Source organism: Bacillus sp. S14(2024) (assembly GCF_050473785.1).
GTDB classification, from domain to species: Bacteria; Bacillota; Bacilli; order Bacillales; family Bacillaceae_G; genus Bacillus_A; species Bacillus_A yunxiaonensis.
This window is the reverse complement of sequence record NZ_JBFLUP010000006.1, coordinates 3,322,605-3,348,737: the sequence shown is the minus strand read 5'-3', so window position 1 is coordinate 3,348,737 and position 26,133 is coordinate 3,322,605. Positions and strand designations below refer to the sequence as shown.

Below are 26,133 nucleotides of genomic sequence, written 5' to 3'. Positions count from 1 at the left end.
TCCGCTTTTTATTATGATGTAGAAGTTTGTAATAGACGAGTATATGTTTTATAAGCTACAGTGGCTGCGATAAAGGAGCCGATAAAAAACAAAACGGATCCGCCTAGTGTAAATAATCTGCCTATATATGTCTCTTCGGCCTCTTGTAATACAAGAGCTGCTTGCGATTCTTGATTCATGTGTAGACCTCCTCAAAAAAGCTTTTATGTTATTGTATGTGTAATGCCTAGAAGGTGTTAAAAATCGTAAAATAATATGCAAGAAGTACATATAAAAGATGGGCTTTGTTTCTTTTACATAAACGAAAAACTCGGCAATTGCCGAGTTTTTTATTTAATGTAAGGAGCTGGATCTACAGCATTTGATTTTTCAAGATTCCACTCGCCGATGTGCAGTTCGAAGTGCAAGTGTTGACCGTGTGAGTCACCTGTGTTACCCATAAAACCAAGTTGCTGGCCTTGTGTTACTTTTTGTCCAACTGAAACAGAGCGGCTGCTCATATGCGCATAAACAGTTGTATATGTTTGACCATTTATACGGTGCGATAAGTATACAACATTTCCGTAGCTGCTAGAGAAATCGGAGCGAATAACAACTCCATCGGCTGCAGCGAAAATTGGTACAGTTCCAGGAGCTGCAATATCAAGGCCCTTATGACGATCACGTGTTGGATCATTAAATCCAGAAGTAAAGGTACCAGCTGCTGGTTTAATAAAACCGCTAGTATTTTTCGCTTGAGATGTAGTTGAGTTTTGCGTTGAAGGAGCAGATTGCTGAGATTGTTTTTGTTCTTGAGCTTTTTTTGCTTCTGCTGCACGTTTTTCCTCTTCAACTGCATTTTGAACAGCTTGACGTTGATTTTCTAAAGTAGTCTTTGCTTCTTCTAAACTTTCCATCTCAGAATCTATTTTTGATGCTTTTTCGTGTAAATCAGTAATTAATGCTTGCTGTTGTTGCTGATTTGTTTGTAGTTCTTGCTGTTGTTTCTGTAATGTTTGTTCAGATTCCTTAAGTTGTGTTTCCTTTTTCTCAATCGCTTCTTTTTCTTTTTCAACAGCTTCTTGATCGCGTGTTTGCTGTTTCACGATATCTGTATCATTATTTAAAATTACACTTACAGAATACATATTTTCTATTAGTTCAGCGATATTGTTCGTGTTAATTAATACTTCTGTAATTAAATTTGTACGCGGTTTTTCTTGCATAGATTGTAATCTTTGCTTAATTAATTCTTGGCGTGTATCGATTTTTTTTTGCAGTTCTTCAATATTCTTTTTTTTCTCTGCGATTATGTTTTGTGTTTTTTCGATTTCAGCTTTTGTTGCTTTTAAATCTGCTTCATTTTTATTAATAGAAGTAGTTAATTCATCGATTTTTTTTTGTAAATCTTGTATCTCTTTTTCGATTTGTTGTTTTTCAGCTGATTTCGTATGTAATTCTTGTTGATTCCCCTCTAATTGTGATTGGATATTAGATAATTTATCTTGACTCGTCTCCGCATACACTGGTGAAAGCAATGGAGAAACGAAAATAGTACCGGCTGTCAGTAAACTAAACGCTGTTATTTTTTTGTTCATCTGTCTATCTCCTTTCCCTATTCTATATAATCACAAAAAGGAGAAAAATGTCTATTATTGTAATGATAATGTAAAAAAATATTTAAGTAATTGTTATTAAATGTCGAAAATTACAAAGAAATCACGTGTGAATTGTTCGTTTATACTATAACAATTCGTGTATATAGGCTCTAACATATATTGAGAATAAGAGAAGGAGGAATCGTTTTCATGTTAGGTTTTCTGACATGCGATTTGTTTTTGTCAAGAAAAATATTTGCGCAGAGGAAAATTTATTTAGTTGTCAGATTTCTATTTTTGTCTTATCATTTTAATAGGGGCGAAAGTATTGAATAGTCTTATAATATTTAATACTGTGATTTTTATATTTTATAGAAAAATAGAATATAAAAGATTTAAGAACATCATAAGAAGGGGGTTGCAGCAAGTATGAAAAGAATTGGACTTGCGTGGCAAATTTTAATTGGTCTTGTAGTTGGTATTGCTGTAGGGGCAATTTTTTATCACAATCCGATGGTTAGCACTATTTTAAAACCGATTGGTGATATTTTTATTCGTTTAATTAAAATGATTGTTGTGCCGATTGTAGTAGCAAGTATTGTTGTTGGTGTTGCCGGCGTTGGCGATGTGAAAAAGCTTGGACGTTTAGGCGGAAAAACAATTATTTATTTTGAAATTATTACAACAATTGCGATTGTTGTTGGTTTATTAGTAGCAAACGTATTCCAGCCAGGAAAAGGCGTGAATATGTCAGATTTACAAAAAACAGATATTTCTAAGTATACAGCTACAACAGAACAAGTACAGCACCATTCATTTGCTGATACGTTTGTAAATATTGTTCCAACGAATATTATGGATTCATTGGCAAAAGGTGATATGCTTGCAATTATTTTCTTCTCTGTATTATTTGGTTTAGGGGTAGCTGCCATTGGAGAAAGAGGGAAACCAGTTCTGAATTTCTTCCAAGGTGTAGCAGATGCAATGTTTTGGGTAACAAATCAAGTAATGAAATTTGCGCCGTTTGGTGTATTTGCGTTAATTGGCGTAACGGTTTCTACGTTTGGTGTAGCGTCATTAATTCCGTTAGGTAAGTTAGTTATAGTTGTTTATGGAGCGATGATTTTCTTCGTTGTTGTTGTATTAGGTCTTACGGCAAAGTTATTTGGAATTAATATTTTCCAATTCTTTAAGATTTTAAAAGACGAGCTTATTTTAGCTTATTCTACAGCAAGCTCAGAGACGGTTCTACCAAAGATTATGGAAAAGATGGAGCGTTTCGGCTGCCCGAAAGCAATTACGTCTTTCGTTATTCCAACAGGTTATTCATTTAACTTAGATGGTTCAACATTATATCAAGCAATTGCCGCTCTTTTCTTAGCGCAAATGTATGGTATTCACTTATCAATTACACAGCAAATTACATTGCTTCTTGTATTAATGGTTACTTCAAAAGGTATTGCAGGTGTACCGGGCGTATCGTTCGTTGTATTATTAGCAACGCTTCATACAGTAGGTATTCCATCTGAAGGTTTAGCGTTTATCGCTGGTATTGACCGTATCCTAGATATGGCACGTACAGCTGTAAACGTAGTTGGTAACTCATTAGCTGCAGTTGTTATGTCTAAATGGGAAGGGCAATATGACCAAGAAAAAGGACAAGCTTATTTGAAAGAGATTTCAGAGAAGCAAGCAGCTTAAATTCTAACAAAACCCTCACGTTATACGTGAGGGTTTTTTCTATATGAAAAGAGTGACTGTAAATGAAACGGAAATATGGAGATGGATCACCTTGGAAACGGGTGATTTATTTTTAATTTCGTATAAATATCAAAAAATACCAACTATTTGGATAGAAATAATATTTGACATTTTCTTTTGCAGCGAGTAAAGTAGTAAAGGATTGACTTACACAAAATATAATATGAAACCTTCTTATCAAGAGAGGCGGAGGGACTGGCCCTACGATGCCTCGGCAGCGGACTCATGTAGAGTGCTGTGCCAAATCCAGCAAGCGATATGCTTGATAGATGAGAAGAGTGTTTCTTATATGATATATAAGACCTCTTCTCTTCAGAAGAGGTCTTTTTCGCTCTTGTGAAGGAAGGGTTTAGAAATAGGAGAGGATATTACTTTGGAACAAACAAAAGGAAATGGATGGGCATTATTGCCGCTTGGTATATTTTTAGCACTATTTATTGGTTCTGGTGTGATTACAGGAGATTTTTATAAGTTACCAATCGTAGTAGCTATATTAATTGCAGTTTCTGTTGCGTTAGTAATGAACAGAAAAGAGAACTTTACGACAAAGGTTGAACGTTTTGCTAAAGGGGCTGGCAATCCAGATATCATGATTATGGTATTAATCTTTGTATTAGCAGGTGCATTTTCTGAAACGGCAAAAGGTATGGGCGCTGTTGAAGCGACAGTAAACTTAGCACTTACTATTTTTCCGCAAAGCTTGTTAGTTGCTGGACTGTTTATTATTGGTGCGTTTATTTCATTAGCGATGGGAACGTCAATGGGGACAATTGCAGCATTGGGGCCAATTGCAGTAGGAATTAGTGGGCAGACGGATATTTCTATGGCACTAGCTATGGCGACAGTTGTTGGCGGAGCGATGTTTGGTGACAATTTATCCTTTATTTCAGATACGACAATTGCTGCGGTGCGTACACAAGGAACGGAAATGAAAGATAAATTTAAAACAAACTTCTTGATTGTATTACCAGCTGCCATTATTACGAGTATACTTTTAATCGTTCTTACGTTAGGAACTCATACAAATATGACAGCACATGCGTTTAATTGGGTGAAAATTTTACCGTATGCAGGGGTGTTAATTACAGCGCTGCTCGGATGTAACGTACTAGTTGTATTAACTGGAGGAACAGTGTTAGCTGGTATCATTGGCATGTTAGATGGAAGTTACACATTAGCGAGTTTCTTTAAAAGTATTACAGTAGGAATTAATGGTATGATGGAGATGGTATTATTAGCGATTTTAATCGGTGGAATGGTTGAAATTATCCAATATAACGGCGGCATTCATTATTTAATGAATATACTAACGCGTAATATTCGTTCGAAAAAGGGTGCAGAATTTGGAATTGCTGGTCTTGTAAGTATGACAAATATGTGCACAGCAAATAATACGATTTCTATTATTTTCACAGGCCCACTGGCAAAAAATGTTGCAGATCAATACAATATTGATCCGAAAAAATCTGCGAGCTTGTTAGATTTATTTTCTTGTAGCGTGCAAGGGTTAATCCCGTACGGTGCGCAAATGTTAACAGCGGCAGGATTTGCTTCACTTTCACCAGTTGAGTTATTACCGTACTCATTTTATCCAATGTTAGTTGCGGTTTGCGGTATTATTTCAATTGTAATTAATTTCCCGCGTCTTTCACCTGTAGTTGAAAAAAAGGAATATCATAAAACAGCATAATGAAAAAGAGGATGTCTTGCAGAAGACATCTTTTTTTATTTATTCCCCTATTCGCCGGCAGTAAGCCCCCGCTGATGGAAGCTTCACTACATTTCATTACAGTAAGAGTCTGAAAGGAAATAGGACTTAAGTCTGAGAAGAAAACAGTTCTTAAGCTCGTTATAGAAAAATGAAGAAATAGTTAAGATAAGAGTATCAAAACGAAGGGAGGCAAGCACAAGATGAAACAATTTTTAGCGTTTATCGCAGCCGGTATTTTGGCTTTGATTGCTCTTGGTAGTCTTGCTGGTATTGTAGGGTTAGCAATTGGAGCAGGGATTGTGTACTGGAGCTATAAATCATTTGTGCGAGCACAATCATTTTTTGGAAAGTTAGCTTGGGGTATTGTCGGTTTAATCGGCTTGTCAATCGCCCTTTCTCATTCCCCAGCATTAATCGGTATCGTAGCACTAGTAGTTCTATACTACGGATACCGTGAGTGGAAAAAAGAAAAAGATGTAGTAGTAAATTCTGCTTCAGAAGGTTCTAAACCATATAGCAACTTTGAAGATGAGTGGAACAAATTAATGAAAAATAACTAATATTAAACAACTAAAATAATAAAGTAGAAGAGAGGAAGATTTAAAATGAAACAATCATTATTCGGACGTGTACGTGAGGCAATACTTGCAGATTTTCATAATGCTTTAGACGAAAAGGAAAGAAAAAATCCAATTGCGATGTTAAACCAATATTTACGTGATAGCGAGCGTGAAGTAACAAAAATTGAAAAGCTAATTCAGCGACATAAAACATTAAAAGCTAACTTTGCTCGTGAACTTGAGCAGGCTCGTTATTTCGTAAATAAGAGATCAAAGCAGGCAATAATTGCAAAAGAAGCAGGGGAATTACAGTTGCATGAACGTGCATTAGAAGAAGTAGCATACTATGAAGGGCAAGTAGCTCGCTTAGAAGAAATGTATGCAGGTGTAGTGGAACAAATTGATGAGTTAGAACGTCGTCTTTCTGAAATGAAAAACAAGCTAAGAGAAATGAATGCAAAACGTATGGAATTAATGGCACGCGAAAATATGGCACATGCTAATCGTCGTATGAATACGGCTCTTCATAAAATGGATGAGAATAATCCATTCTTACGATTTGAAGAAATTGAAGAGCATATTCGTGATTTAGAGCTTCGCATGAATGAAGATCATGAACGTGATACATTTGATATGAAAATTGCAAAGCTTGAGCGTGAATTAAAAGAAAAAAATGAAGTATCTTTAGCAAAAGAATCAGTAAAATAATTGTAGTACATTATAAAACAAGCTTATGATATAGTGATAGAAGAAAAGGTGTTGGAATGCAATACCTTTTTCTTCTGTTTATCCCGCTATTCGCGGGCGGTAAAAGCCCTACCTCAAGATTCAAAGAGAGACGAAGAAGATATATGGGAGATAACTGCTGGCATGCGCCCGAGTGGGCGGGCTTTCTATCAGTAGGGGATGAAAAAACACTGATGGAAATTTTATTTTATATATGAAAAAGAAAGGGGAGCTGAGATGAAGAAACAATTTTCAAAAACACAATTTGTAGGGATGCTCCTCATTATATTTGGATTTGGTCTTGTTCTTGATATGATTCTCGGACATTTTGAGCCGGGTGCCCTTGTTTTTGCGTTTATTATGATTATGTTTGGAAGGCATTATCGAAAAAAGAATCGGTATGTGAGAGGGAATGTGTTTTTATTTGTCGGAGGACTCATTTTCGTATTCTTCCTGTTTTCATCAGCAGCCTTCGTGCTTGTCCTATTTGCTTGTTTAGCTTTCGTTGGTTATCAACTTATGCAAGGTCAGCAGAAGTCAAAAATAGTACAGGTAGAAATTAAGGAAAAAGGATATATAAATGAAGAAAAACAAATCTATCGAACAGAACCGTATCTTAAGAATATAATGGTTGGTAACGTGCGAATAATGGATCATATTTATGAGTTAGAAGATATTAATGTCCAGTATGGAATTGGTGATGTTGAAATTGATTTAACAACAGCTATGATTCCAGAAGGAGAAACCGTCATTGTTATTCGTGGTGTTATTGGTAATATTCGTTTGTATGTTCCATATGATATTGAACTATCTTTAAATCATTCTGTTATTATTGGAAGAATTTTGCTTCCGAATCATGAAGAAACAGGTTTTAATCGCAATGTAACATTTAAAACAGAACACTATAAAGAAGCTCCTAGGCGTATTAAAATTATTTCTTCGCTTATCGTAGGCGATACGGAAGTGAGGAAAGTATAATGAAGAGACAAAAGAATATTTCATGGATGTATATTCGCTACTCTATGTTATCTGCTAGTAGTATTGCATTTATTTGCACCATTGTATATGTATGGAAAAGTGGGCAATCTGTATACGATTTATTATGGAAAGAATCTATTGCTTCTGTCCCAATTGGATTGTTTCTCATCTGTACGAGTCTTCTCATTGGTGGAGTTGTTGGGTATGCAATTGGTTATTATATGCAGCAGCGTATCCAAGGTTTAACAACTTTTTTATTTGAAGTAGAACGAGGAAATTTCCCAAAGGATGCTTCGTTTACTGCAGAAGATGAATTCCATGAAGTGGAGCGAAAGGTAATTGTACTTGCTAGGAGATTAGAGGAGCAAGCGGGATTATTTCAAAAAGTAACGAATGAACGTGCACATTGGAATGAAGAAATGAGACAAAAGGTTATTTCAGAAGAGAGGCATCGTTTAGCCAGGGAGCTTCATGATTCTGTAAGTCAACAACTCTTTGCTATGTCGATGATGATGGCGGCAATTAACGAGCAAACCTCTAATATATCAGAAGCTACTCAAAAACAATTACAACTTGTTGAAAATATGGTTGTAAATGCCCAATCGGAAATGAGAGCATTGCTTCTTCATTTACGTCCTGTTCAATTAGAAGGAAAAAAATTAACAGAAGGTATTGAAGAACTATTAACGGAGCTTTCAAGAAAACAACATATGAAGATTGAATGGTTGATTGAGCCAATCCAATTGAAAAAAGGTGTAGAAGATCACTTATTCCGTATTGTACAGGAAGCGTTGTCTAATACATTACGACATGCACAAGCAAAGAAAACAGAAGTAAGGCTACGTCAAATTGATGAATATGCAATTTTAAAGATTATTGATGACGGCGTAGGTTTTGAAGTAGGCGTCAATAAAGCTGGATCATACGGTCTTCGTTCCATGCAAGAACGTGTCCATGAAATTGGCGGAACTTTAAAGGTATTAAGCTTCCCGAATAAAGGAACGCAAATTGAGGTGAAAGTGCCGATTCTTATAGATAGAGAGGAGGAACAGCATGATTAAAGTATTGCTCGTTGATGATCATGAAATGGTTCGTATGGGTGTATCTGCTTATTTATCAACTCAGCCTGATATTGAAGTTGTAGGAGAAGCAGAAAACGGAAGAAAGGGTTCAGAATTAGCATTATCATTAAAACCAGATATTATTTTAATGGATCTTGTTATGGATGAAATGGATGGTGTCGAGGCAACGCGTGCGATTATTCAAGAATGGCCGGAAGCGAAAATTGTTGTTGTAACAAGTTTTTTAGACGATGAAAAACTATATCCAGTTATTGAAGCTGGTGCAACTAGTTACCTATTAAAAACATCAAGAGCAAGTGATATAGCAGATGCAGTGCGAGCAACGTACGATGGAGAAACAGTGCTTGAACCGAAAGTTACCGGGAAAATGATGTCACGTATGCGTCAAAAGAAAGAACAGTCACTACATGAAGATTTAACAGAGCGAGAGTTTGAAATTTTATTATTAATTGCACAAGGAAAGAGTAATCAAGAAATTGCAGATGAGCTATTCATTGCTTTAAAAACAGTAAAGACTCATGTAAGTAATATTTTAAATAAATTACATGTAAGTGATCGTACGCAAGCGGTTATTTATGCGTTTCGTCATCAGCTTACAAAATAAAAAAGGCCGGAGAAGAGCCTTTTTATTTTGCATTGCTTTATGTGATGTGATCGTAGTTCTGTAAACAAATATCCAACGACTGCATCAATAATAGCTTGTAAGAGCCATCCAATTCCTTTGTTATATAAAGGTAGGTAGTTTTAACACGTTTTTTATGATGTCAATCCATTTTTTGAATATGATTAGCTTGAATGTTTTCTAAAGATGGAGTAGAACGGATGAAATTTACAAATGCTTCTTGATCTGTCGGGCCTTCAACGCGATTCCGTCCCTTTTGAAAAATTGTAAATTTATCTCCTCCGTTTGCCAGAAAAGAATTTACTACGACAGAGTATGTTGCATCATCTTCGAGTAGTTCACCATTTTCTAGTGTAATTAATGTTAACTTATTTTCTTTCCATGTGTAATGAATTCCAGATACTTGTAACATACGTATTTCGTCATTCCATTGTTCATTCAGGGCATTTCGAATTTCTTTACCGGTTAAATCCATTTTAATGAGTTTATTTTCAAAAGGTTGAATGAGAAAGGTATTTTCCCATGTAATGAAACCAGCGGGTAAGTCATGGCGAATGCTGCCGGGATTGACAAATGCAATGTCAGCTTGCATAGCTTGACGCTGAGAGGCAGCAAGAAGAGCACCGAGATCTGCTTCTCCGTTTCTATTTTGATCTCGTGTCAGCTTGTGTACGCTTTTTCCAAGTATTTGCTCGGTTAATGGGGACATTTTTGTTTGATAGCTCTGTAGCCATGTTCGAATAATTGGATTAGGTTGTATTTGATTATGATAAGTAGGAAGGATCTTTGCGGTTTTTTTTGTAATATCTTTTGTTTTGCGATTGATTGTGAGCTGCACATCCGTGAGAGCCCTTCCGTAAGAATACGCTTCAACGAGTAGTTTTCCATTCACATATCCATTCATATAAGAATGATTATGTCCACCAAATAATATATCTACATCATCATCAAGTTTGCTTGCTAAATCAGCAAGTGGTCCGTAAGTAATTCCGCCTGTTGTCTTACCATCTAGATGAGCAAGAACGATAATTGCATGGATACCTTTTTGCTGTAATTCTTGTACACATGTTTGAATGGCAGTAGCTTCATCTAAAAAAGTGACCGCTGAAATATCATTGTGCATAGTAAGAAATGGTGTATCTTTTGTTACGATGCCAATAAAAGCAATGGGGATACCATCAATCCACTTAATCGCATATGGTGGAAATAGGGGTTCATTTGTGTCAGTAGCTACTACATTCGCACAAACATAAGGAAAAGAGCTACCCGGAAACATACCTGTTTTCGGATGAAAACCGCCATCAATGAGTCGCTTTAGTTCGTCTATACCTTTGTCAAATTCATGATTACCAACTGTTCCGACATCAAATTCCAGCATATTTAAAAATTCTATTGTTGGCTCATCTTGAAAGAGAGCGGAAATGGGAGGACTTCCACCGATCATATCACCGGCATGAACAAGTAAGGTATGGGGAAATTGTTCTTTATATGATTTAATATAGGAGGCTATATAATCGGCGCGGCCAGCAGGTTGTCCGTGTAGCATTGTAGTTGTATTGATTTGTCCGTGCAAATCATTTAATCCGATTATTTGCACTTGTATTTCGGAAGGTTCTGAAATAGGAAAAAATGAAGAAAGAGTTATAGAAATGAGAAAAGGAATACATAAAAGAAAGTTAATCATGTTGTCACTCCTTTACATATAATGGTATTTTCATTGTAATAGAAGGACAACATTTTATTTTATTAAAAAATCGTAAATTTTTTGTGGGAATTATAAGATTTTTTATCCTGCTATTCGCGGGCAGTAAGACTCCCACCTCAAGAAAGAGAAGCATTGTCCAGCTTCAGTGGCTAGAATGTTCGGTCGTTTCACCCCCCTCGGACGAGGCGAAAAGCGCCTCTCCGCCTTAAGCCCTAGCGTCCTGCGATTCTTAGCGAGCCGCTTCCGCTTTTCTAAAGAAGATAGGTGGGGGATAACTGCGGGGAGTTTTCATGAGAAAAAGAAGGAATTATCGTTCAATGTAGAGAATAATGTAATCATCCACTCGCTGGAAAGAACAGACAAAGCAGAGGTGACGAAGATGCTTGTAATGGGTGTATTGTTATGTATTACTGCAATTTGTGGTTTTATATGGTTATATTATTCTCGTTCGCTTAAACAAGCAGGAGTGTTACTTTTTGATAAAGGTAGTTTGTTTGCAAATCAATCCAGATTTTTAGTATGTTCGAAGTGTGGTAGAGCACAGGCAAGAAGCGGTGGATATCAAGAGTGTTGCCGAACAAGGTTATGAAAGAGTAGCAAGCCTCACAATATGTGAGGCTTGCTACTCTTTCACGGCTGTCCAAATAGTCCACCGATTCCGTTCTATAATAGGGGATTTATTATGAAATTTAGATTGAATGTACTCTAATAATTGAGAGAGCTCGTCGTCCGATAATTCATGTAAAATAGAGCGACCTGTCCGAGGGGATAAATCTTGAAGTAAATTTTCAATTGAAGGATGGACTTTACGAACTTCCCAAAGGGTTTCAATAGGATTTGTATGGAAACCGCTGTCGTGTAACCAATGCAGTATTTGATTTGTTTTAGGTCTTCGCTTTGCTTCTGTATGGATTAATTTTGGGTAGCAGGAAAAGAAATAGCCGCGAATATGTTCTGGACTTCCTGGAATTGTGCAATCTTCAATTGTTCGATCCTGGAGAATAAGTATACCGTTTCTCTTTAAAATTCGATATGCTTCTTGTAAAAATTGTGGAATATGCTCTAGATGATGAATAACAGCTCGTGATATAACAATGTCAAAAGTTGCATCTGCAAAAGGAAGGTTATGAGCGTCGCCTTGTACAAATGAAACATTTTGTATGTGAGCGCAATTTTCCTTGGCAGCTTCAAGCATCTCATTTGAAAAATCAAAACCAACTGCTTCAGCTGCCCCCATCATAGCGAGTTGTTTTGTATAAATACCACCACCGCATCCAATATCAATCACTCTCTTTTCTTTGACGTTCACAATATTTTGAATCATAAATGTCCATGAATCTGTTGCTTGACGATTTGTATACGTATATTTATTGTTTGGACTGTGAAAATTTATTGGCATGCTGTAAGCCCCCTTTCATGTATATTATATCCGATTTTGTTTGTTAGGTTGATTTTGTTTTCTTTTGAGAACAATAAGCTTTTCTTATTTTGAGAAATGAGGATGGGAGCAATGCGAAAAAAATGGTTATTCATGTTCGTTCTTTTCTTATTAGTTGCATGTAACCAAATGGGCAAGAAAATAGAACAAGGTGAGAAATCAGCAAAAGAAGCGGGGAATGTCATGGAAGAGAACATACAAATAATTGTATCCAGAACAGGACAAGAAGAAAAAGTATTGAAGGATGAGGAAGCGAAACTTATTGCAAATATTATAAATAAAGCGGAAAAACAAAACATAATAGGTGAATTAGGTGAACCAGAATATGTGATTACCATTAAGAAAAATGGACAAGAAGAAAGGTATAAAGCTTGGCTTCGTACAGAAGCGAGAACAGGTTGGTTACAAAAAGAAACAGATACAAAAAATTTCTATATTATATCAAAGGTGGATACAGAGAAGCTGCTTTCTTTATTTCCAACAGCACCTTCAACACAAAATGAGGCAGAACAACCATCAACTATAACTGAAATTACTAAAAAAGACTTACAAATTACGCGTTTTCACATTAAAACAAAGGAAAATACAGTTCATTATACAGTATATTACACAATTTCAGATGCATTATATAAAAAACTAGAAAAAGAAAAAAACTATTATTTCCAAATATATTTTCCACCGAAAGTACAAAAGATAATAAATAAAGAAAAAAGTGAACAAATTCAAGGTGAAATAGTAAAAGAAGGATATAAACAGTATGAAGTAAATTTTTTAATTCCTGTTAGCGACATATCATCGTCTCAGCTAAAAATGTTAGAAACGTACTATGACCAATATGATTTAAAAATGTTTAATTATAAAAAAGAGGAGATTGGTGCGTTTCAAAATATTATTCAAATAGTGAAAGAATATGGAGAGAAGATGGATTTACAAAGGTAAAGTTTTTTCTAGGAAATGAGAAAAAGAGTGATGAATAAAATCTCATCACTCTTTTATTTTGTTTTTGTTGACGGTTCATTCATAGATTTTCGCGTAATGAAATAAGCGATAATAAGTGCAGAAAGGATAATGGAGCTAATAAAAATATTGTTTGGCAGCCAATCCAATAGCAATACATGTCCAACAGTATAAAAAATAAGCATAGAAGCTAGAAAAGATAAGGCACCGATCATAACAGCTTGTAATGTCACTGTTTTCACCTCCTTGCATGTATAGTATTGGCTAAAAATGGATGAATTAAACAGTCGTTCCCAATAAAATTAAAATATATGGCATAATTAAGAAGAAAAAGACTATTGGTAAGGAGAGGAATATGAAACAAAATACAAAAGGATTATGGGGAATCGTTGCAGCAGTTGGTGTTTTTCTGTTATCTAAATTAAAATGGGTATTTGCTATTGTGAAACTAGCAAAGTTTTCGACTATATTTAGTATGTTGTTATCTCTTGGTGCTTATGCAGCGATATATGGATGGAAATTTGGGGTTGCGCTTGTATACTTATTACTTATTCATGAAATGGGTCATTTGTGGGCGGCGAGAAGAAAAGGGATTGCAACATCACCTGCTATTTTTATCCCATTCATGGGAGCGGTTATAGGAATGAAAGAATTGCCTAAAAACGCAAAAGACGAGGCATACATTGCATATATGGGACCGTTATTTGGTTTGTTTTCTTTTTTGCCAGCAATTCCGCTATATATGATAACAAAAGAACCGTTCTGGGCACTTGTTATTGTGCTTGGTAGTATGATTAATTTCTTTAACTTAATTCCCGTATCACCACTCGATGGTGGACGAATTGTTTCTGTTGTAAGTACGAAAATTTGGGCGCTGGGCCTTGTTATATTACTTGGTTACGCAATTGTACAAAAAAGTATTTTTCTTGGATTTATTTTTGTATTTGGTTGTTTAGAATGGCACAGAGTATCAAAGCGAAATCAACCAATCCAAGAGCTTGGTTGGAAAATAGATACCATAAAAGAATATATTATACGTTTGAAAGACGAATTGAGAGAAACGGGTGCACTTCATCGCACCATCTATATGATGCATCATGAAGTGATGATGCTTAGTCAAAAAGAACGAGATAAAACATTAACAAAAGAAGAACGTCAAAGAAAAATAGCATTAGATTACTTGCATCCTAAATTTGAACCACTTGATTACGTACCGTATGAAGAGGAAAGAGAACAGCATCTTTTATTGATGCAAGATGCAGTAGCAGTGTCAGAGCGAAAATTACATAAGTGGGAAGAAGAAAAAGAACAGTATGAAAAGTACTATTCTGCAAATATGAAAACTCGTATTGGTATGTTCATTTTATATATACTTTTACTCGTATTACTCGGATATGCTACATACCAAGGAAATATTGTCTTACAAGATCAACTTCCGACACGTAATTTGTAGAAAAACGTTGTCGAAATGATAAGAACAGTTTATACAGGAATCCCTACTTCTTTATAGAAAATTACAAATATTATATTTTATAGAAATAAATGTAATATTTATATAAGGAAAAGGAGTATGGTGTATGAAAAAAATGTGGAATATACTTGGAATTCTTATTGTCATGGGAATCACTAGTTACGGTTTAACCAAATTTTTTGTACACTATGCGAGTAAGCCAGCTGGTGTAGCGGCAATGCCGAAAGTAGAAGAGGTTGATGAGACAAAAGAGGTATTACAATTTATTCGTACGACACACGAAAGTTATAACAACTTTTTAAATTATGGAAAAGCAGAAAAATATACAGATGGAGACTGGAGCCATTTCATTAAATGGTTTCAAGAACAGGAGCATTCTTTAAAAGATTTTGAGAAAAAAGTGAAAAATAAGCAAATAAAACGAGATGTGAAACGAAGTTATGAGATTTTGAAAAAAGGGGTAGCAGATCGTAATATTGAATATATCACTTATGCACATCGTGTATATCATGACTTAGATATTATTGTAAATAAATATACAGGTGAAACGAATATTTGGGGCTATACAGAGTTTGGAAATGGGAAAGATGTAAAAGTAATAGAACAGGCATTACAAGCGCAGTAAAAAAGGCATACTTAGTATGTCTTTTTATTATTGATATTACTTTCATATACAGTAACATTCTTCTCGATCTCACGAGGAATTTCTTAAAGAAGATAGATGGTGTCATTTATCCCGCTATTCGTGGGCAGTAAGACCTTATCTCAAGATGGAGAGACAAGTACAGTAGATAGGGGGACGCTGATTAAAGTTTCACTTTATGATGTTTTTCACAAAAACATCATGTTTATAGTGATTAAAATCACAACTTAGATTTTGGATATCGTATACAATGGCAGTAGATAAGGAAATAGAGGAGTGGATAGTATGTTAAGTCCAAAAACAATTGAAATTGTAAAATCAACTGTACCGTTATTACAAGAAAAAGGTGTAGAGATTACAACACGTTTTTATCAAATTATGTTTTCTGAGCATCCGGAACTATTAAATATTTTTAACCATGCAAATCAAAAACAAGGGAGACAGCAGCAAGCATTAGCAAATGCAGTATACGCAGCTGCTAATTATATTGATAACTTAGCGGTGATCATTCCAGTTGTGAAACAAATTGGACATAAACATCGTAGCTTAGGTATTAAAGCAGAACACTATCCAATTGTTGGTAAATGTTTACTACAAGCGATTAAAGAAGTAGCTGATGCTCCGCAAGAAGTATTAGATGCTTGGGGAGAAGCATATGGTGTGATCGCTGATGCATTTATTGGTATAGAAGCAGAGATGTATGAAGAAGCTGCAGGAAAAACAGGCGGTTGGAAAGATTTCCGTAATTTTATTGTTGTGAAAAAAGAAAAAGAGAGCGATGTGATTACATCCTTTTATTTAAAACCAGAAGATGGGGGAGCGCTATCTTCATTCTTACCAGGACAATATGTAAGTGTACAGTTAAATATTGAAGGAGAAACATATACACATAACCGTCAGTATAGTTTATCAGATGCACCTGGAAAGGATTACTATCGCATTAGTGTGAAACGTGAGAAAGGTGCAGAAGGTTTAGATGGAATGGTATCGAATTATTTGCATGATCATGTAAATGAAGGAGATATTTTACCACTAAGCGCACCAGCAGGGGATTTTGTGCTGAATATGGATTCACAGTTACCAGTTGTATTGATTAGTGGTGGCGTAGGAATTACACCAATGATGAGTATGTTAAATACATTAATTGAGCAATCGCCAAACCGTAATGTATACTTTATTCACGGCGCGTTAAACAGTGATGTACACGCAATGAAAGACTATGTTGCAAATGTAGCCAAAGAGCATGAACAAGTAAAAGTATATACTTGCTACTCTAATCCAACTGAGCAAGACAAGAAAGTAAAAAATTATGATAAAGAAGGCTACATTGATTTAGCGTGGTTACAAACTATTATTCCTTCCAGCGAAGCGGAGTTCTACTTCTGCGGACCGGTTCCATTTATGAAGCATATTCATACAGCTTTGATAGAATGGGGCGTGACACCAGAGAATATTCATTTTGAATTCTTTGGGCCAGCAGCTAGCTTACAATAATGAAAAAGAACGAGGTGTTAACTCACCTCGTTTTTTGTTTGTTCTCGAAGTAGACGATTTACAGTTTCACGGCGGATGCCAATGAGTTGACCAATTTCTGTTTGGGTTAAAATTTCATAGATTGGAATGTCTCCTAAATATGTTGTAAACCATTTTTGTAAACGAAGTAGCCGCTCTTTTGGAGAAACGGTTGTAAGCTGATCAATACGCTCTTGCATCATTCGTAATTTTGTTTGCAGCTGAAGGGCGATATCGGCATAAGATTCGGAATTTGCATGTAATTGCTCATACCATGCGTTGCATAAAATTGGCTCTACTTCAGTCTTAATTAAAGCGATTGCGGTTCCATGATATTCTTTTGGAGATATTAAAGAGTGGTGAGGGATTGTTTCACCTGGAACAATAATATTAAATAAAAAAGACGTGCCGTCCTCTTGGAAGCGAACTACTTTTAATAGACCGCTTTTTACAAAATATAGAGGGCCTTCCTCTCCTTGACGAAATAGTATTTCTCCTTTATGTAAAATCAATGTAAGCACCTCTTTATATATTGCTTTTCATTTTATTATAGAGGAATTGTTTGCATAAGACTATTTTTATGAAATGCAGAAGAAATGTTATAGCTTTATTTTGCAATTTAGTAAACTCCTGCTAATGGAAATGTCAATTTATCTAAAAGGGCATACACTTCACATAAAGCCCATCAATTTTATTGACGAAATATATCATATTACAGTAGTATACTGTTTAGTGTGTATGTGTAAGGACGGTACTAGAAAGGAATATTTTTTAGGGGGCATACCATGTTAGATGAAAAAATGACTGATGTGAAGATTTCAACAGATGCAGTGATACATGTGGAAGAAATGAAGGGTGGAGTTGTTCTATCGGTCGAAATAGATGGACAAATCATTTATACGATGGCTTATGATGAAGAAACAGATAGTTATGCAGAATTATATGATAGAAACGATAAACGGGCAAGAAAAGTCCATGAAGATTTTATGGGATGGTCGCTTGTACACTGACGGAAATGTAACAAGCCGAGAAATGCTTCTCTTTATTTAGGAGAGAAGCATTTCTCGGCTTGTTTTTTGTTTATCCCGCTAAGATCTCCACCTCAAGATTTGGTGAAGGCATTGTCCAGCTTCAGTGGCTAGAATGTTCGGTGGCTTCGCTTCTTCCTACGAGATAAAAAAACACCTCTACGTCAGAAGCTCCATCCCCCACCTATCTTCTGAACGAGCCGCTTCCGCTTTTCTACAGAAGATAGGTGGGGGATGGAAAAATCCCCACGGATGAAAGTTTCACCCTATAAGTGTAAAACAATGAAATTGTATATATAATGTAATAATTACATATGATTTGCAACATTCACTTCTATATTGTTAGGGCATTGTAAATGTATATGTTGTTTTTTTTCGGTATGATAAAGCAAATGGGATTCTCCATCGCCCGCTAATGGAAGTTTCGCTTTATTTTTATCTACTAAATTCAGGACAAGTCTTACTGTACGTTAGAGTAGGATAAAATACAAAAGATGTAACAAATATAGGAGTGATTATCTTGAGAAATTTCCGCATTTCTAATTTTATCTTACTTTGTGCCTGCTCATTATTATGTATTATGTTAGGAGTGTTTTTTTACACATGTATATAAAAGAAACGCATTCTAAAAGAATGCGTTACAAAATGGAACTAATAATCATACGTGCACCGAGAATGATTAAGGTAATGCGTAATAAATTGATAATAGCTTTACCGCTTAGTTTTGTATTAATATAAGCTCCAACTTTCCCGCCAATCCATGCTCCGGGGATTAAAACAAGGGCATAGAGCCAGCTTACATTACCAAGTGAAATATGAGTTGCTGAATTTACAATTGCAGATAAAAAAACAATAAACATTGATGTAGCGACAGCGATTTGGGCTGGAAAAGCAAAGAGAAGCATCATCGCTGGAACTAATAGGGCACCTCCACCAATTCCAAATAAACCAGAAATAAAACCTACACCAAATGAAATAATGGTAGCAAGAAAAGGTGGAAACTGATAAAATATGGTCTCTCCTTCAGAAGTTGTAAAGGAGCGTTTAATAACAGAACTGTTTGAAAGGGAAAGGGGCTTCATTTTATCTTTTAGCATCAGTAAAATGGATACGAAAATAAGAAAAATTCCAAAGTATAAAGAGAAGGAATTTTGATTTAAAAATTTATTTGCCCATGATCCGATAATTCCTCCAGGACCACTCCCTATAAATAAAATAAGGCCACTTTTGTAATCAACTCTCTTATGCTTCATGTATGTGAGGGTAGAAGCCAAACCTGTAAATACGACAGTAACAATTGAAGTACCAACAGCCAATTGGGGAGAAAGACTATGTAAGCCAATCAGTAGCGGAACGATAATGATTCCCCCACCAAGACCAACTAGACTTCCAATTGTACCTGCTAATAATCCAACAAGTAATAGCATAATATATTCCAACTGTAACATCTCCTCTTTTGTAACAAATACATCATTATTATACAATGTTTTGTATCAGAATGATGTGTGTTCACAAAAAAGTCGTCTTCTACATAAGAAGACGACTTTTTTTAGAAAATAAGGTTTAATACGTAATAGCATAAAGCAGCTAATGAAGCTGAAATAGGGAGTGTGATGACCCATGTAATTAACATGCGCTTTGCTGTTCCCCACTTTACACCTTTTACGCGATGTGAAGCACCAACACCTAAAATAGAAGATGAAATAACGTGTGTTGTACTTACCGGTAAATGAATGAAAGTTGCACCGAAAATAACAATTGATGAAGATAAATCAGCAGCTACACCATTTACAGGGCGGATTTTCATAATTTGTCCACCGACAGTTTTGATAATTTTCCATCCACCAATAGAAGTACCAAGACCCATTGCGGTTGCACACGCGAGTTGTACCCAAAAAGGGATATCTGTTGAAGTATGATAATTATTTGCGATAAGGGCCATTGTAATAATACCCATCGCTTTTTGAGCATCGTTTGTGCCATGTGTATAAGATTGCAATGCGGCTGTGAACACTTGGAATAAACGGAAATTTTTATTTGTTTTCGTCAGATTAAAATTTTTAAAGGAAACTTTAAAAATACTATATACGATAAAACCAATGACGAAAGCGATAATCGGTGAAATAACTAAAGCTTCAATAATTTTAATGAAGCCTTTATAATTTAATGAATGTATCCCAGCAGCAGCGATAGCTGCCCCAGCAATAGCACCGATAATTGCATGAGATGAACTACTTGGAATTCCATAGTACCAAGTAATTAAGTTCCATGCGATAGCAGCAATTAGCGCTGCTAAAATAACGACACTACCATTTGGTAATGTAAATGGATCGACAATATCTTTTGTAATAGTTTTTGCTACACCCGTAAATGTCATTGCACCTAAAAAGTTCATAATAGATGCCAAAAGAATGGCTTGTCTTGGCTTTAAAGCCTTTGTTGAAACAGCTGTTGCGATAGCATTTGCTGTATCATGGAATCCGTTAATAAAGTCGAAAGCTAAAGCACAAATGACAACTAAAACGGTTAAAATCAAGAGTGTATCCATGATCAAACTCCTTATGCGTTCTTCATAATAATTGTTTCTAAAACATTTGCTACGCTTTGACAGCTGTCAGCAACTTCTTCTAATTCTTCGTAAATTTCTTTGTATTGAATAATCTTAATTGGATCTTTCTCACGAGAGAATAGATGCTTAATAGCATGTCTACGAATATCATCACATTTTGATTCGTAATCTTTAATTTTGATCGCATTTGTACGAATATCGAGTAGCTTTTTATTGGACATCAACTCAATAGACGATGCAATTTCAATCGCACACTGATTAATTGCATCAACGAATTTAATCATGTATTCGTCTGCTTCTGTAATAGAATACATTTCAAATAGACCTGCACTATGATCTAATCCGTCTAATACATCATCCATACTCATTGCAAGTTGTAAAATGTCTTCACGTTCAATTGGAGTGATAAACGCTTTGTTTAATTCCATAATGATTTCGTGAATAAATGAGTCACCCTTTGACTCATACTCTTTCATGCGCATGGAGAATTCTTTTAAATCACTTGCGTTTTTAATTTTATACTCCACAAAAAATTGTGCGCCTTCTTTTAAATTTTCAGAGATATTCGTTAACATTTCTGAAAATTTGTCTTTTTTCGATTTGAAAACCATATTGTTACCCCCACCAAAAAATAGTTATGTAAAGCATATTGGCTAGTTCATTCTATCAAAAAGCTGTCGGTTTTTAAAACATTTTATCGAAAAGTTTACAAAAACTTAACATTAGACAAGTTGAAAAATTAGTAATGTTAACACTTTTTTAGTAATTCTTGTACTTATAGAATGTCCTTTTCAAACAAAAAGTATGAAAAGGATAGCTTAGACTTGACGAATTATAACGATATCAGAGAAAATTTGTAAAGATAAAGATGTTACTCATATATACATTTGAAAGTAAGATAGAGGAAGTGAATGAATGAAGTTGAACAGCACTCAATTACAAAGTATACGAGAGTGGTTCAAAACAAGAAAAAAATTGCGAATAGTATTGTTGATTTTAGGAAGTTTTGGCTTATCTTTGTTTATCTTTGTAAACATTATGATTACAATTCAAGATATATCGGCATTAAAACATGCAGTACCTCAGCCAACAGTGATTTACGATGCAAATAAGCGAGTAGCAGCAAAATTGTCTTCTTCGAAAATGGAGGGAATTAAACGTAAAGATATCCCAGACGTTATGACTCAAGCTGTTGTTGCCGTAGAAGACCAAAAATTTTATAAGCATCGGGGCATATCTTATAGCGGAATTTTTAACGCTATCATTAAAAATATAACAGCAGGAGAAGTTGTTGCTGGGGGCAGTACAATTACACAACAGCTTGCTAAAAACGTATTTTTAACACAAGATCGGACGTTTTCAAGAAAATTCAAAGAGTATTTTATTACAAAGAAAATTGAACGTACATATACAAAAGATGAAATTATCGAAATGTATTTGAATCAAATTTATTTTGGTGAAGGAGCTTGGGGAATTAAAAAGGCTGCGAAGACGTATTTTGATAAAGAAGTCAAAGATCTGACGATTCCTGAAGCTGCCACCTTAGCTGGATTAATTAAAGCGCCGTCTACGTATTCACCGTTTAAAGACTTTAATAAATCGATTACAAGAAGAAATGTTGTTCTTTCTTTAATGAAGGAACAAGGCTATATTACAGACAAACAATTTCAAGTAGCGAAGGAAGAAGGGCTTTCACTTCACCGTGGTGTCGAAAATCAATATAAGGGGAAATATCCTTACTATGTTGACTATGTTGTTCGTGAGGCAATGAACAAATACAACTTGACACAAAATGAAATTTTATCAGGTGGTTATCATATTTACACAGAATTAGATCCAAAGATGCAACAAGCGGCAGAAGATGTTGTGAATAATGATCATTATTTTCCAAAGACTACTTCTGATCAGATTATGCAAACAGGTGTCGTACTCATGAATCCCAAAACGGGCAGTGTTCCAGCGCTTGTAGGAGGACGAGGACCGTATCAATTTTTACAGTTTAATCATGCATCGCAATTAAAACGCCAGCCAGGTTCAACATTAAAACCATTAGCAGTGTACACACCAGCATTGGAACAAGGATACGAGGTTTATGATGTATTAAAAGATGAACCACTAGACATTAATGGATATTCACCGAAAAATAGCGGGAATGTATACCATGGTAATGTGACGATGTATGAAGCACTTGCTAACTCCTATAATGTACCCGCTGTTTGGCTATTAGAGCAAATTGGTCTGGAAAAGGGATTGAAGTCTTTAGAACGTTTTGGTATTCCGCTTCAAGGTAATGATCAATCTTATGCGTTAGCGCTAGGAGGGATGAGTGAAGGAACGTCTCCACTTGTCATGGCACAAGCGTATGCGACCTTTGCAAATGATGGTGTACAAATGGAAGCACATGCGATTCGTGAACTTCAAGATAGTGAAGGGAATATGGTAGGGAAATGGTATAAAAAAGAAACTCGTGTTACGGATGAAAAAACGGCACAAAAGATGACGTATTTATTACAAGGGGTTGTAGAGAAAGGAACGGGAGAAAAAGCAAAACTTAAATCTGTAGAGACTGCTGGGAAAACGGGTACAACACAACTTGTAGATGGCCCGAGCAGCGGTGCAAAAGATTCATGGTTTGTTGGTTATACACCAGAATTGGTTGCATCCATTTGGGTTGGCTACGATAAAACGGATAGCGAACATTTTGTTCCTGGTGGTAGTCAAATAACGACAACGATGTTTCAAGATATTATGAAAAAAGCAATTGGGCAGCCAAGTCAAAAAAACTTTGATTTGTCGCTTATACCAGAAGCTGAGTATACAAAACAGTTACAAACTATTGAAGAAGAAAAAAAGCGAAAAGAAGAAGAGGAAAAACGAAAAGAGCAAGAAAAACAGAGAAAAGAGCAACAGGAAAATTGGATAAATAAAATAAAAGAATGGATTCCATTCTTTTAAGGAATAAATCCCAGATTATAAAATGAATAATCTGGGATTTACTTATGGTTTGGTTTGCTAGTATACGAGCTGTTATTGTCTTAACGGCGTTTTTTGCAACGTTTGCATTTCTTTTTTTGATTGTTATCGCTATTGCTATTGCGTGTTTCATTATCATCATTTTTATTATCATTATTGTTATCATTGTTATTGTTATCATTATTATCATTGTTATCATTATTATTATTATAGTTCCAACGCATACTTTGAACATGGTACGTTGGTACATACGTAACCTGACCATCAACCTCAAGTAGAATATGATCTCTAGTACGTCCGACAACAGTTCCTTCTATTTTCTTCGGACCTTGGTTCAATTGAATTGTTTCTCCTTTTAGACGGTTAATAACACTTGCAAAACGTGTTCCGCTTACAATGATAGGGTCTTCATTTTGGTTATTTTGATTGTTGTTTTGATTGTTGTTTTGTTCATTATCATCTGATTCTTGAGAATCATCTTCATATTGCTCGGCAAAGCCATTAATATGATGTAACGGATAGTAAACAACACTATCGTCAGATTGTACGACACAAAAATCATTTTGAACTTTTAATAATGTTCCCTCTGCTTTTTCTGGGCCCCCTAAATTAACCTGAACGTTTGTGCCAATTAAATTTTTGAAATTTCTTCTAGCATTTTGAGCAGAATAATACGACTGATTGTATGGATACATCATACATAGTTCCTCCTTAATGTAAGTTATCTCTCTTTAAATCATTTGTCGATATATGATATTCATCTTTGCAGGACAAGACCTAGGATACTTGACTAATTTATAAAAAATGTGCGTATACATAGAAATAAGCACCCTTTTAGATTAAGGGTGCTTGTTGAGTTGAATACTTATATTTTTATTAATATTGTGCTCGGTTTCGGTTAACGGTGTATAGGAGATGACGATGTTTCCTTTAGCAGTTGGCTCAAAAGCAAGATCATCATAGTATTGACCATTATTTTTATTATGGATTGTAAGCTCAATTGAATCGAGTTTTGCTTGTGCATATCTTTCTTTGATTTGCTTCGCAATTATTTCTAATTGTTTATACGAAGTGGCATCGGTAACCACCATCCCCTTCATAACAACCTTTTCTTTTTGCGTATCATGCACTAGGGGTATATGATTTTGTTTTATACCTAGGATGTCATAGGGTACGGTACCTTCATTTGAGGCTGCTTTTGGTTTATTGTATTCTCCAATTAAAAAGAGTGCAAAACATAGCGTTATACATGACATAAAAATAATCCAAAAACGGATAGATGATAATACTTTCATCTGCATTCACCCTCGTTTCGTATAAGTTCTTACATATGTAGTATACAAAATGAGCGTTAAATTAACGTTAAGATGCGGTAAAGAAAAGTAAAGAAAGAGAGTTTTTTGTATAGAAAACCTTTTTTTCGATTTGTTATAGTAGATTAAGAAGCTGTAGAATCACAATAGAATAGGAATAATAAAGAATGTAACTGTGTGACGAATTATTTATCCTGCTATTTGCGGACAGTAAGACCTGCACCTCAAGATTCTGAGAAAAGTGAAGAAGGTAGGAGATAACTGCCCGTTAATGAGAGACAATTAAATGACTTTGAGATGTCATTTTTCCATATATCATAATGTGTTTTTGAGATTTAGAGGTGGACAGGAGATGGTGTTCGGATGATTTCTATTGGGTTAACAGGATGGGGAGATCATAACGCTTTATATAGGGATGCATATGAAATGAAGCATAAGCTACAAACATATAGTGAGTATTTTCCAATCGTAGAAGTAGATAGCTCTTTTTATGCGATGCAGCCTGCAAGAAATTATAAGAAATGGGTTTTAGAAACACCGCCAAATTTTTCATTTATTGTGAAAGCTTATCAAGGAATGACAGGGCATATGCGCGGAGAGACCCCCTTTGCAAATATTGAAGATATGTTTCATGCATTTAAAGAGTCAATAATTCCTCTTCAAAAAGCAAATAAGTTAAAAATGGTTTTATTCCAGTATCCACCTTGGTTCGATTGCCAAAAGAAAAATGTGGACTTATTACGCTATACGAAAGAAAAGATGGGGGATACACCATGTTCATTAGAGTTTCGTAATCAGACTTGGTTTTATCCAGAATTTCGTAATCGAACTTTGCAATTTATGAAACAAGAAGGTTGGATTCATACTATTTGTGATGAACCACAAGCAGGAATTGGTTCTATTCCAATTGTACTCGAAGCAACGCATGAACAGATGACCTTAGTTCGATTTCACGGGCGCAATGTACATGGGTGGCTGAATACAGGAGAGAATTGGAGAGCAGTTCGCTGTTTATATCGCTATAACAAACAGGAATTAGAAGAATGGATAGAGAGGTTACAAGAATTAAAAACAAAAACAAAGGAAATTTACCTTTTATTTAACAATAACTCTGGTGGAGATGCGGCAGATAATGCAAAACAAATGATGGATATGCTTGGAATTACGTATGGGGAACCTAGGCCTGAACAATTAAATTTATTCGATTGAAGTGAAAGAGTAGTAGGATAAAGTAGTATTTCTATTAAGTGTCTTCATCCTTCATTGATTGAAAGTCCTAATTAGGATAAAAAAGAAAAACACTGTACAAACAGGGGGAATGTACAGTGTTTTTCTTTATGAAAAAAAAGGGGTAACAATGTTACTGAGCGTTTGGTTGATTCATCAATTGTTGGCTTCGTAATAAATGATAATGGTTATCATTATCATTGTCAATGGTTTTTGTATCTTTTATCTTAAAAAATTTAAAGTTTACAAAAGATTAATTGAATAATAACAGCGTTTATAT

The 26,133-nt window shown here is 35.2% G+C and carries 26 protein-coding genes and 1 riboswitch; of the genes, 15 read left to right on the top strand and 11 right to left on the bottom strand.

The window, feature by feature from the left end:
* Positions 1–11: 11 nt before the first annotated feature.
* Entirely contained in the window at positions 12–179 is a 168-nt protein-coding gene (locus AB1279_RS17090) for a hypothetical protein (RefSeq protein WP_429760016.1), read from the bottom strand.
* Between the two features lie 150 nt (positions 180–329).
* The gene (locus tag AB1279_RS17085; RefSeq protein ID WP_429760015.1) at positions 330–1,577 is read right to left on the bottom strand and encodes a murein hydrolase activator EnvC family protein; all 1,248 of its coding nucleotides are present in this window, start codon (positions 1,575–1,577) and stop codon (positions 330–332) included.
* 429 nt (positions 1,578–2,006) lie between these two features.
* Here AB1279_RS17085 and gltP point away from each other — a divergent pair, with 429 nt between their 5' ends.
* The 7 genes from gltP to AB1279_RS17050 all read left to right on the top strand — a co-directional run bounded on the left by gltP (position 2,007) and on the right by AB1279_RS17050 (position 8,999).
* Entirely contained in the window at positions 2,007–3,278 is a 1,272-nt protein-coding gene (gene gltP / locus AB1279_RS17080) for a glutamate/aspartate:proton symporter GltP (RefSeq protein WP_429760014.1), read from the top strand.
* A 231-nt stretch (positions 3,279–3,509) separates the two neighbouring features.
* A riboswitch (SAM riboswitch) is annotated at positions 3,510–3,614 on the top strand.
* 97 nt (positions 3,615–3,711) lie between these two features.
* Positions 3,712–5,028: a Na+/H+ antiporter NhaC family protein gene (locus AB1279_RS17075; protein WP_429760013.1), complete on the top strand. Its 1,317-nt coding sequence runs from the start codon at positions 3,712–3,714 to the stop codon at positions 5,026–5,028.
* A gap of 221 nt (positions 5,029–5,249) precedes the next feature.
* The gene (locus AB1279_RS17070) at positions 5,250–5,609 is read left to right on the top strand and encodes a flagellar basal body rod protein (protein WP_429760012.1); all 360 of its coding nucleotides are present in this window, start codon (positions 5,250–5,252) and stop codon (positions 5,607–5,609) included.
* A 45-nt stretch (positions 5,610–5,654) separates the two neighbouring features.
* A complete protein-coding gene (locus tag AB1279_RS17065) occupies positions 5,655–6,317 on the top strand; it encodes a PspA/IM30 family protein (RefSeq protein ID WP_429760011.1) in 663 nt (220 codons plus the stop codon).
* 255 nt (positions 6,318–6,572) lie between these two features.
* Positions 6,573–7,313 (top strand): cell wall-active antibiotics response protein LiaF, encoded by a 741-nt coding sequence (liaF, locus tag AB1279_RS17060; RefSeq protein ID WP_429760010.1) that lies wholly within the window; start codon positions 6,573–6,575, stop codon positions 7,311–7,313.
* Complete coding sequence (locus tag AB1279_RS17055; protein WP_429760009.1) at positions 7,313–8,374, top strand: sensor histidine kinase; 1,062 nt, start codon at positions 7,313–7,315, stop codon at positions 8,372–8,374. The genes liaF and AB1279_RS17055 overlap by 1 nt, the downstream gene beginning before the upstream one ends.
* Entirely contained in the window at positions 8,367–8,999 is a 633-nt protein-coding gene (locus tag AB1279_RS17050) for a response regulator transcription factor (RefSeq protein ID WP_336482734.1), read from the top strand. Before AB1279_RS17055 ends, AB1279_RS17050 begins: the two co-directional genes overlap by 8 nt.
* Before the next feature lie 160 nt (positions 9,000–9,159).
* On the opposite strand, the gene AB1279_RS17045 is transcribed toward AB1279_RS17050, so the two are convergent.
* Positions 9,160–10,701, bottom strand: coding sequence for a bifunctional metallophosphatase/5'-nucleotidase (locus AB1279_RS17045; protein WP_429760008.1), 1,542 nt, complete (start codon positions 10,699–10,701; stop codon positions 9,160–9,162).
* A gap of 400 nt (positions 10,702–11,101) precedes the next feature.
* On the opposite strand from AB1279_RS17045, the gene AB1279_RS17040 reads away from it, so the two are divergent.
* Positions 11,102–11,311, top strand: coding sequence for a hypothetical protein (locus tag AB1279_RS17040; RefSeq protein ID WP_336483020.1), 210 nt, complete (start codon positions 11,102–11,104; stop codon positions 11,309–11,311).
* 33 nt (positions 11,312–11,344) lie between these two features.
* Here the strand turns inward: AB1279_RS17040 and AB1279_RS17035 are convergent, their stop codons facing one another.
* Positions 11,345–12,121, bottom strand: coding sequence for a class I SAM-dependent methyltransferase (locus AB1279_RS17035; protein WP_429760006.1), 777 nt, complete (start codon positions 12,119–12,121; stop codon positions 11,345–11,347).
* A 111-nt stretch (positions 12,122–12,232) separates the two neighbouring features.
* Here AB1279_RS17035 and AB1279_RS17030 point away from each other — a divergent pair, with 111 nt between their 5' ends.
* Positions 12,233–13,099: a hypothetical protein gene (locus tag AB1279_RS17030; RefSeq protein ID WP_429760005.1), complete on the top strand. Its 867-nt coding sequence runs from the start codon at positions 12,233–12,235 to the stop codon at positions 13,097–13,099.
* A 53-nt stretch (positions 13,100–13,152) separates the two neighbouring features.
* Here the strand turns inward: AB1279_RS17030 and AB1279_RS17025 are convergent, their stop codons facing one another.
* Positions 13,153–13,332 carry a hypothetical protein gene (locus AB1279_RS17025; protein WP_413789198.1) on the bottom strand — a complete coding sequence of 60 codons (180 nt, stop codon included), beginning with the start codon at positions 13,330–13,332 and terminating at the stop codon, positions 13,153–13,155.
* Between the two features lie 140 nt (positions 13,333–13,472).
* Between AB1279_RS17025 and AB1279_RS17020 the strand changes: the two genes are divergently transcribed.
* The 3 genes from AB1279_RS17020 (at position 13,473) to hmpA (ending at position 16,725) form a co-directional block, all read left to right on the top strand.
* On the top strand, positions 13,473–14,570 hold the full coding sequence (locus AB1279_RS17020; RefSeq protein WP_429760004.1) for a site-2 protease family protein: 1,098 nt from the start codon (positions 13,473–13,475) through the stop codon (positions 14,568–14,570).
* A gap of 124 nt (positions 14,571–14,694) precedes the next feature.
* Entirely contained in the window at positions 14,695–15,213 is a 519-nt protein-coding gene (locus AB1279_RS17015) for a hypothetical protein (RefSeq protein WP_429751038.1), read from the top strand.
* Between the two features lie 303 nt (positions 15,214–15,516).
* A complete protein-coding gene (hmpA, locus tag AB1279_RS17010) occupies positions 15,517–16,725 on the top strand; it encodes an NO-inducible flavohemoprotein (protein WP_429760003.1) in 1,209 nt (402 codons plus the stop codon).
* A gap of 17 nt (positions 16,726–16,742) precedes the next feature.
* Here hmpA and AB1279_RS17005 read toward each other — a convergent pair whose 3' ends face one another.
* A complete protein-coding gene (locus AB1279_RS17005) occupies positions 16,743–17,255 on the bottom strand; it encodes a Crp/Fnr family transcriptional regulator (RefSeq protein WP_429760002.1) in 513 nt (170 codons plus the stop codon).
* Between the two features lie 273 nt (positions 17,256–17,528).
* Between AB1279_RS17005 and AB1279_RS17000 the strand changes: the two genes are divergently transcribed.
* On the top strand, positions 17,529–17,753 hold the full coding sequence (locus AB1279_RS17000; protein ID WP_336482743.1) for a hypothetical protein: 225 nt from the start codon (positions 17,529–17,531) through the stop codon (positions 17,751–17,753).
* A 656-nt stretch (positions 17,754–18,409) separates the two neighbouring features.
* Here the strand turns inward: AB1279_RS17000 and AB1279_RS16995 are convergent.
* The 3 genes from AB1279_RS16995 to AB1279_RS16985 form a co-directional block, all read right to left on the bottom strand.
* Entirely contained in the window at positions 18,410–19,210 is an 801-nt protein-coding gene (locus tag AB1279_RS16995; protein WP_429751031.1) for a sulfite exporter TauE/SafE family protein, read from the bottom strand.
* A gap of 110 nt (positions 19,211–19,320) precedes the next feature.
* Complete coding sequence (locus AB1279_RS16990; protein WP_429760001.1) at positions 19,321–20,319, bottom strand: inorganic phosphate transporter; 999 nt, start codon at positions 20,317–20,319, stop codon at positions 19,321–19,323.
* Between the two features lie 11 nt (positions 20,320–20,330).
* Positions 20,331–20,951: a DUF47 domain-containing protein gene (locus AB1279_RS16985; protein WP_230573966.1), complete on the bottom strand. Its 621-nt coding sequence runs from the start codon at positions 20,949–20,951 to the stop codon at positions 20,331–20,333.
* Positions 20,952–21,255: 304 nt separating this feature from the next.
* On the opposite strand from AB1279_RS16985, the gene AB1279_RS16980 reads away from it, so the two are divergent.
* The gene (locus tag AB1279_RS16980) at positions 21,256–23,295 is read left to right on the top strand and encodes a transglycosylase domain-containing protein (RefSeq protein WP_429760000.1); all 2,040 of its coding nucleotides are present in this window, start codon (positions 21,256–21,258) and stop codon (positions 23,293–23,295) included.
* A gap of 80 nt (positions 23,296–23,375) precedes the next feature.
* Here the strand turns inward: AB1279_RS16980 and AB1279_RS16975 are convergent, their stop codons facing one another.
* Entirely contained in the window at positions 23,376–24,011 is a 636-nt protein-coding gene (locus AB1279_RS16975) for a hypothetical protein (protein ID WP_429759998.1), read from the bottom strand.
* A 141-nt stretch (positions 24,012–24,152) separates the two neighbouring features.
* Positions 24,153–24,608, bottom strand: a complete 456-nt coding sequence (locus tag AB1279_RS16970; protein ID WP_429759996.1) for a hypothetical protein — start codon at positions 24,606–24,608, stop codon at positions 24,153–24,155.
* A 381-nt stretch (positions 24,609–24,989) separates the two neighbouring features.
* On the opposite strand from AB1279_RS16970, the gene AB1279_RS16965 reads away from it, so the two are divergent.
* Positions 24,990–25,835, top strand: a complete 846-nt coding sequence (locus AB1279_RS16965) for a DUF72 domain-containing protein (RefSeq protein ID WP_429759995.1) — start codon at positions 24,990–24,992, stop codon at positions 25,833–25,835.
* The last annotated feature ends 298 nt before the right edge of the window (positions 25,836–26,133 follow it).

What these genes read in the sequence shown, in the direction of transcription:
- AB1279_RS17090 (WP_429760016.1), bottom strand. Translation starts at nt 179, where the DNA reads ATGAATCAAGAATCGCAAGCAGCTCTTGTATTACAAGAGGCCGAAGAG.
- AB1279_RS17085 (WP_429760015.1), bottom strand. Translation starts at nt 1,577, where the DNA reads ATGAACAAAAAAATAACAGCGTTTAGTTTACTGACAGCCGGTACTATT.
- gltP (WP_429760014.1), top strand. Translation starts at nt 2,007, where the DNA reads ATGAAAAGAATTGGACTTGCGTGGCAAATTTTAATTGGTCTTGTAGTT.
- AB1279_RS17070 (WP_429760012.1), top strand. Translation starts at nt 5,250, where the DNA reads ATGAAACAATTTTTAGCGTTTATCGCAGCCGGTATTTTGGCTTTGATT.
- AB1279_RS17065 (WP_429760011.1), top strand. Translation starts at nt 5,655, where the DNA reads ATGAAACAATCATTATTCGGACGTGTACGTGAGGCAATACTTGCAGAT.
- liaF (WP_429760010.1), top strand. Translation starts at nt 6,573, where the DNA reads ATGAAGAAACAATTTTCAAAAACACAATTTGTAGGGATGCTCCTCATT.
- AB1279_RS17055 (WP_429760009.1), top strand. Translation starts at nt 7,313, where the DNA reads ATGAAGAGACAAAAGAATATTTCATGGATGTATATTCGCTACTCTATG.
- AB1279_RS17050 (WP_336482734.1), top strand. Translation starts at nt 8,367, where the DNA reads ATGATTAAAGTATTGCTCGTTGATGATCATGAAATGGTTCGTATGGGT.
- AB1279_RS17045 (WP_429760008.1), bottom strand. Translation starts at nt 10,701, where the DNA reads ATGATTAACTTTCTTTTATGTATTCCTTTTCTCATTTCTATAACTCTT.
- AB1279_RS17040 (WP_336483020.1), top strand. Translation starts at nt 11,102, where the DNA reads ATGCTTGTAATGGGTGTATTGTTATGTATTACTGCAATTTGTGGTTTT.
- AB1279_RS17035 (WP_429760006.1), bottom strand. Translation starts at nt 12,121, where the DNA reads ATGCCAATAAATTTTCACAGTCCAAACAATAAATATACGTATACAAAT.
- AB1279_RS17030 (WP_429760005.1), top strand. Translation starts at nt 12,233, where the DNA reads ATGCGAAAAAAATGGTTATTCATGTTCGTTCTTTTCTTATTAGTTGCA.
- AB1279_RS17025 (WP_413789198.1), bottom strand. Translation starts at nt 13,332, where the DNA reads ATGATCGGTGCCTTATCTTTTCTAGCTTCTATGCTTATTTTTTATACT.
- AB1279_RS17020 (WP_429760004.1), top strand. Translation starts at nt 13,473, where the DNA reads ATGAAACAAAATACAAAAGGATTATGGGGAATCGTTGCAGCAGTTGGT.
- AB1279_RS17015 (WP_429751038.1), top strand. Translation starts at nt 14,695, where the DNA reads ATGAAAAAAATGTGGAATATACTTGGAATTCTTATTGTCATGGGAATC.
- hmpA (WP_429760003.1), top strand. Translation starts at nt 15,517, where the DNA reads ATGTTAAGTCCAAAAACAATTGAAATTGTAAAATCAACTGTACCGTTA.
- AB1279_RS17000 (WP_336482743.1), top strand. Translation starts at nt 17,529, where the DNA reads ATGTTAGATGAAAAAATGACTGATGTGAAGATTTCAACAGATGCAGTG.
- AB1279_RS16990 (WP_429760001.1), bottom strand. Translation starts at nt 20,319, where the DNA reads ATGGATACACTCTTGATTTTAACCGTTTTAGTTGTCATTTGTGCTTTA.
- AB1279_RS16985 (WP_230573966.1), bottom strand. Translation starts at nt 20,951, where the DNA reads ATGGTTTTCAAATCGAAAAAAGACAAATTTTCAGAAATGTTAACGAAT.
- AB1279_RS16980 (WP_429760000.1), top strand. Translation starts at nt 21,256, where the DNA reads ATGAAGTTGAACAGCACTCAATTACAAAGTATACGAGAGTGGTTCAAA.
- AB1279_RS16975 (WP_429759998.1), bottom strand. Translation starts at nt 24,011, where the DNA reads ATGATGTATCCATACAATCAGTCGTATTATTCTGCTCAAAATGCTAGA.
- AB1279_RS16970 (WP_429759996.1), bottom strand. Translation starts at nt 24,608, where the DNA reads ATGAAAGTATTATCATCTATCCGTTTTTGGATTATTTTTATGTCATGT.
- AB1279_RS16965 (WP_429759995.1), top strand. Translation starts at nt 24,990, where the DNA reads ATGATTTCTATTGGGTTAACAGGATGGGGAGATCATAACGCTTTATAT.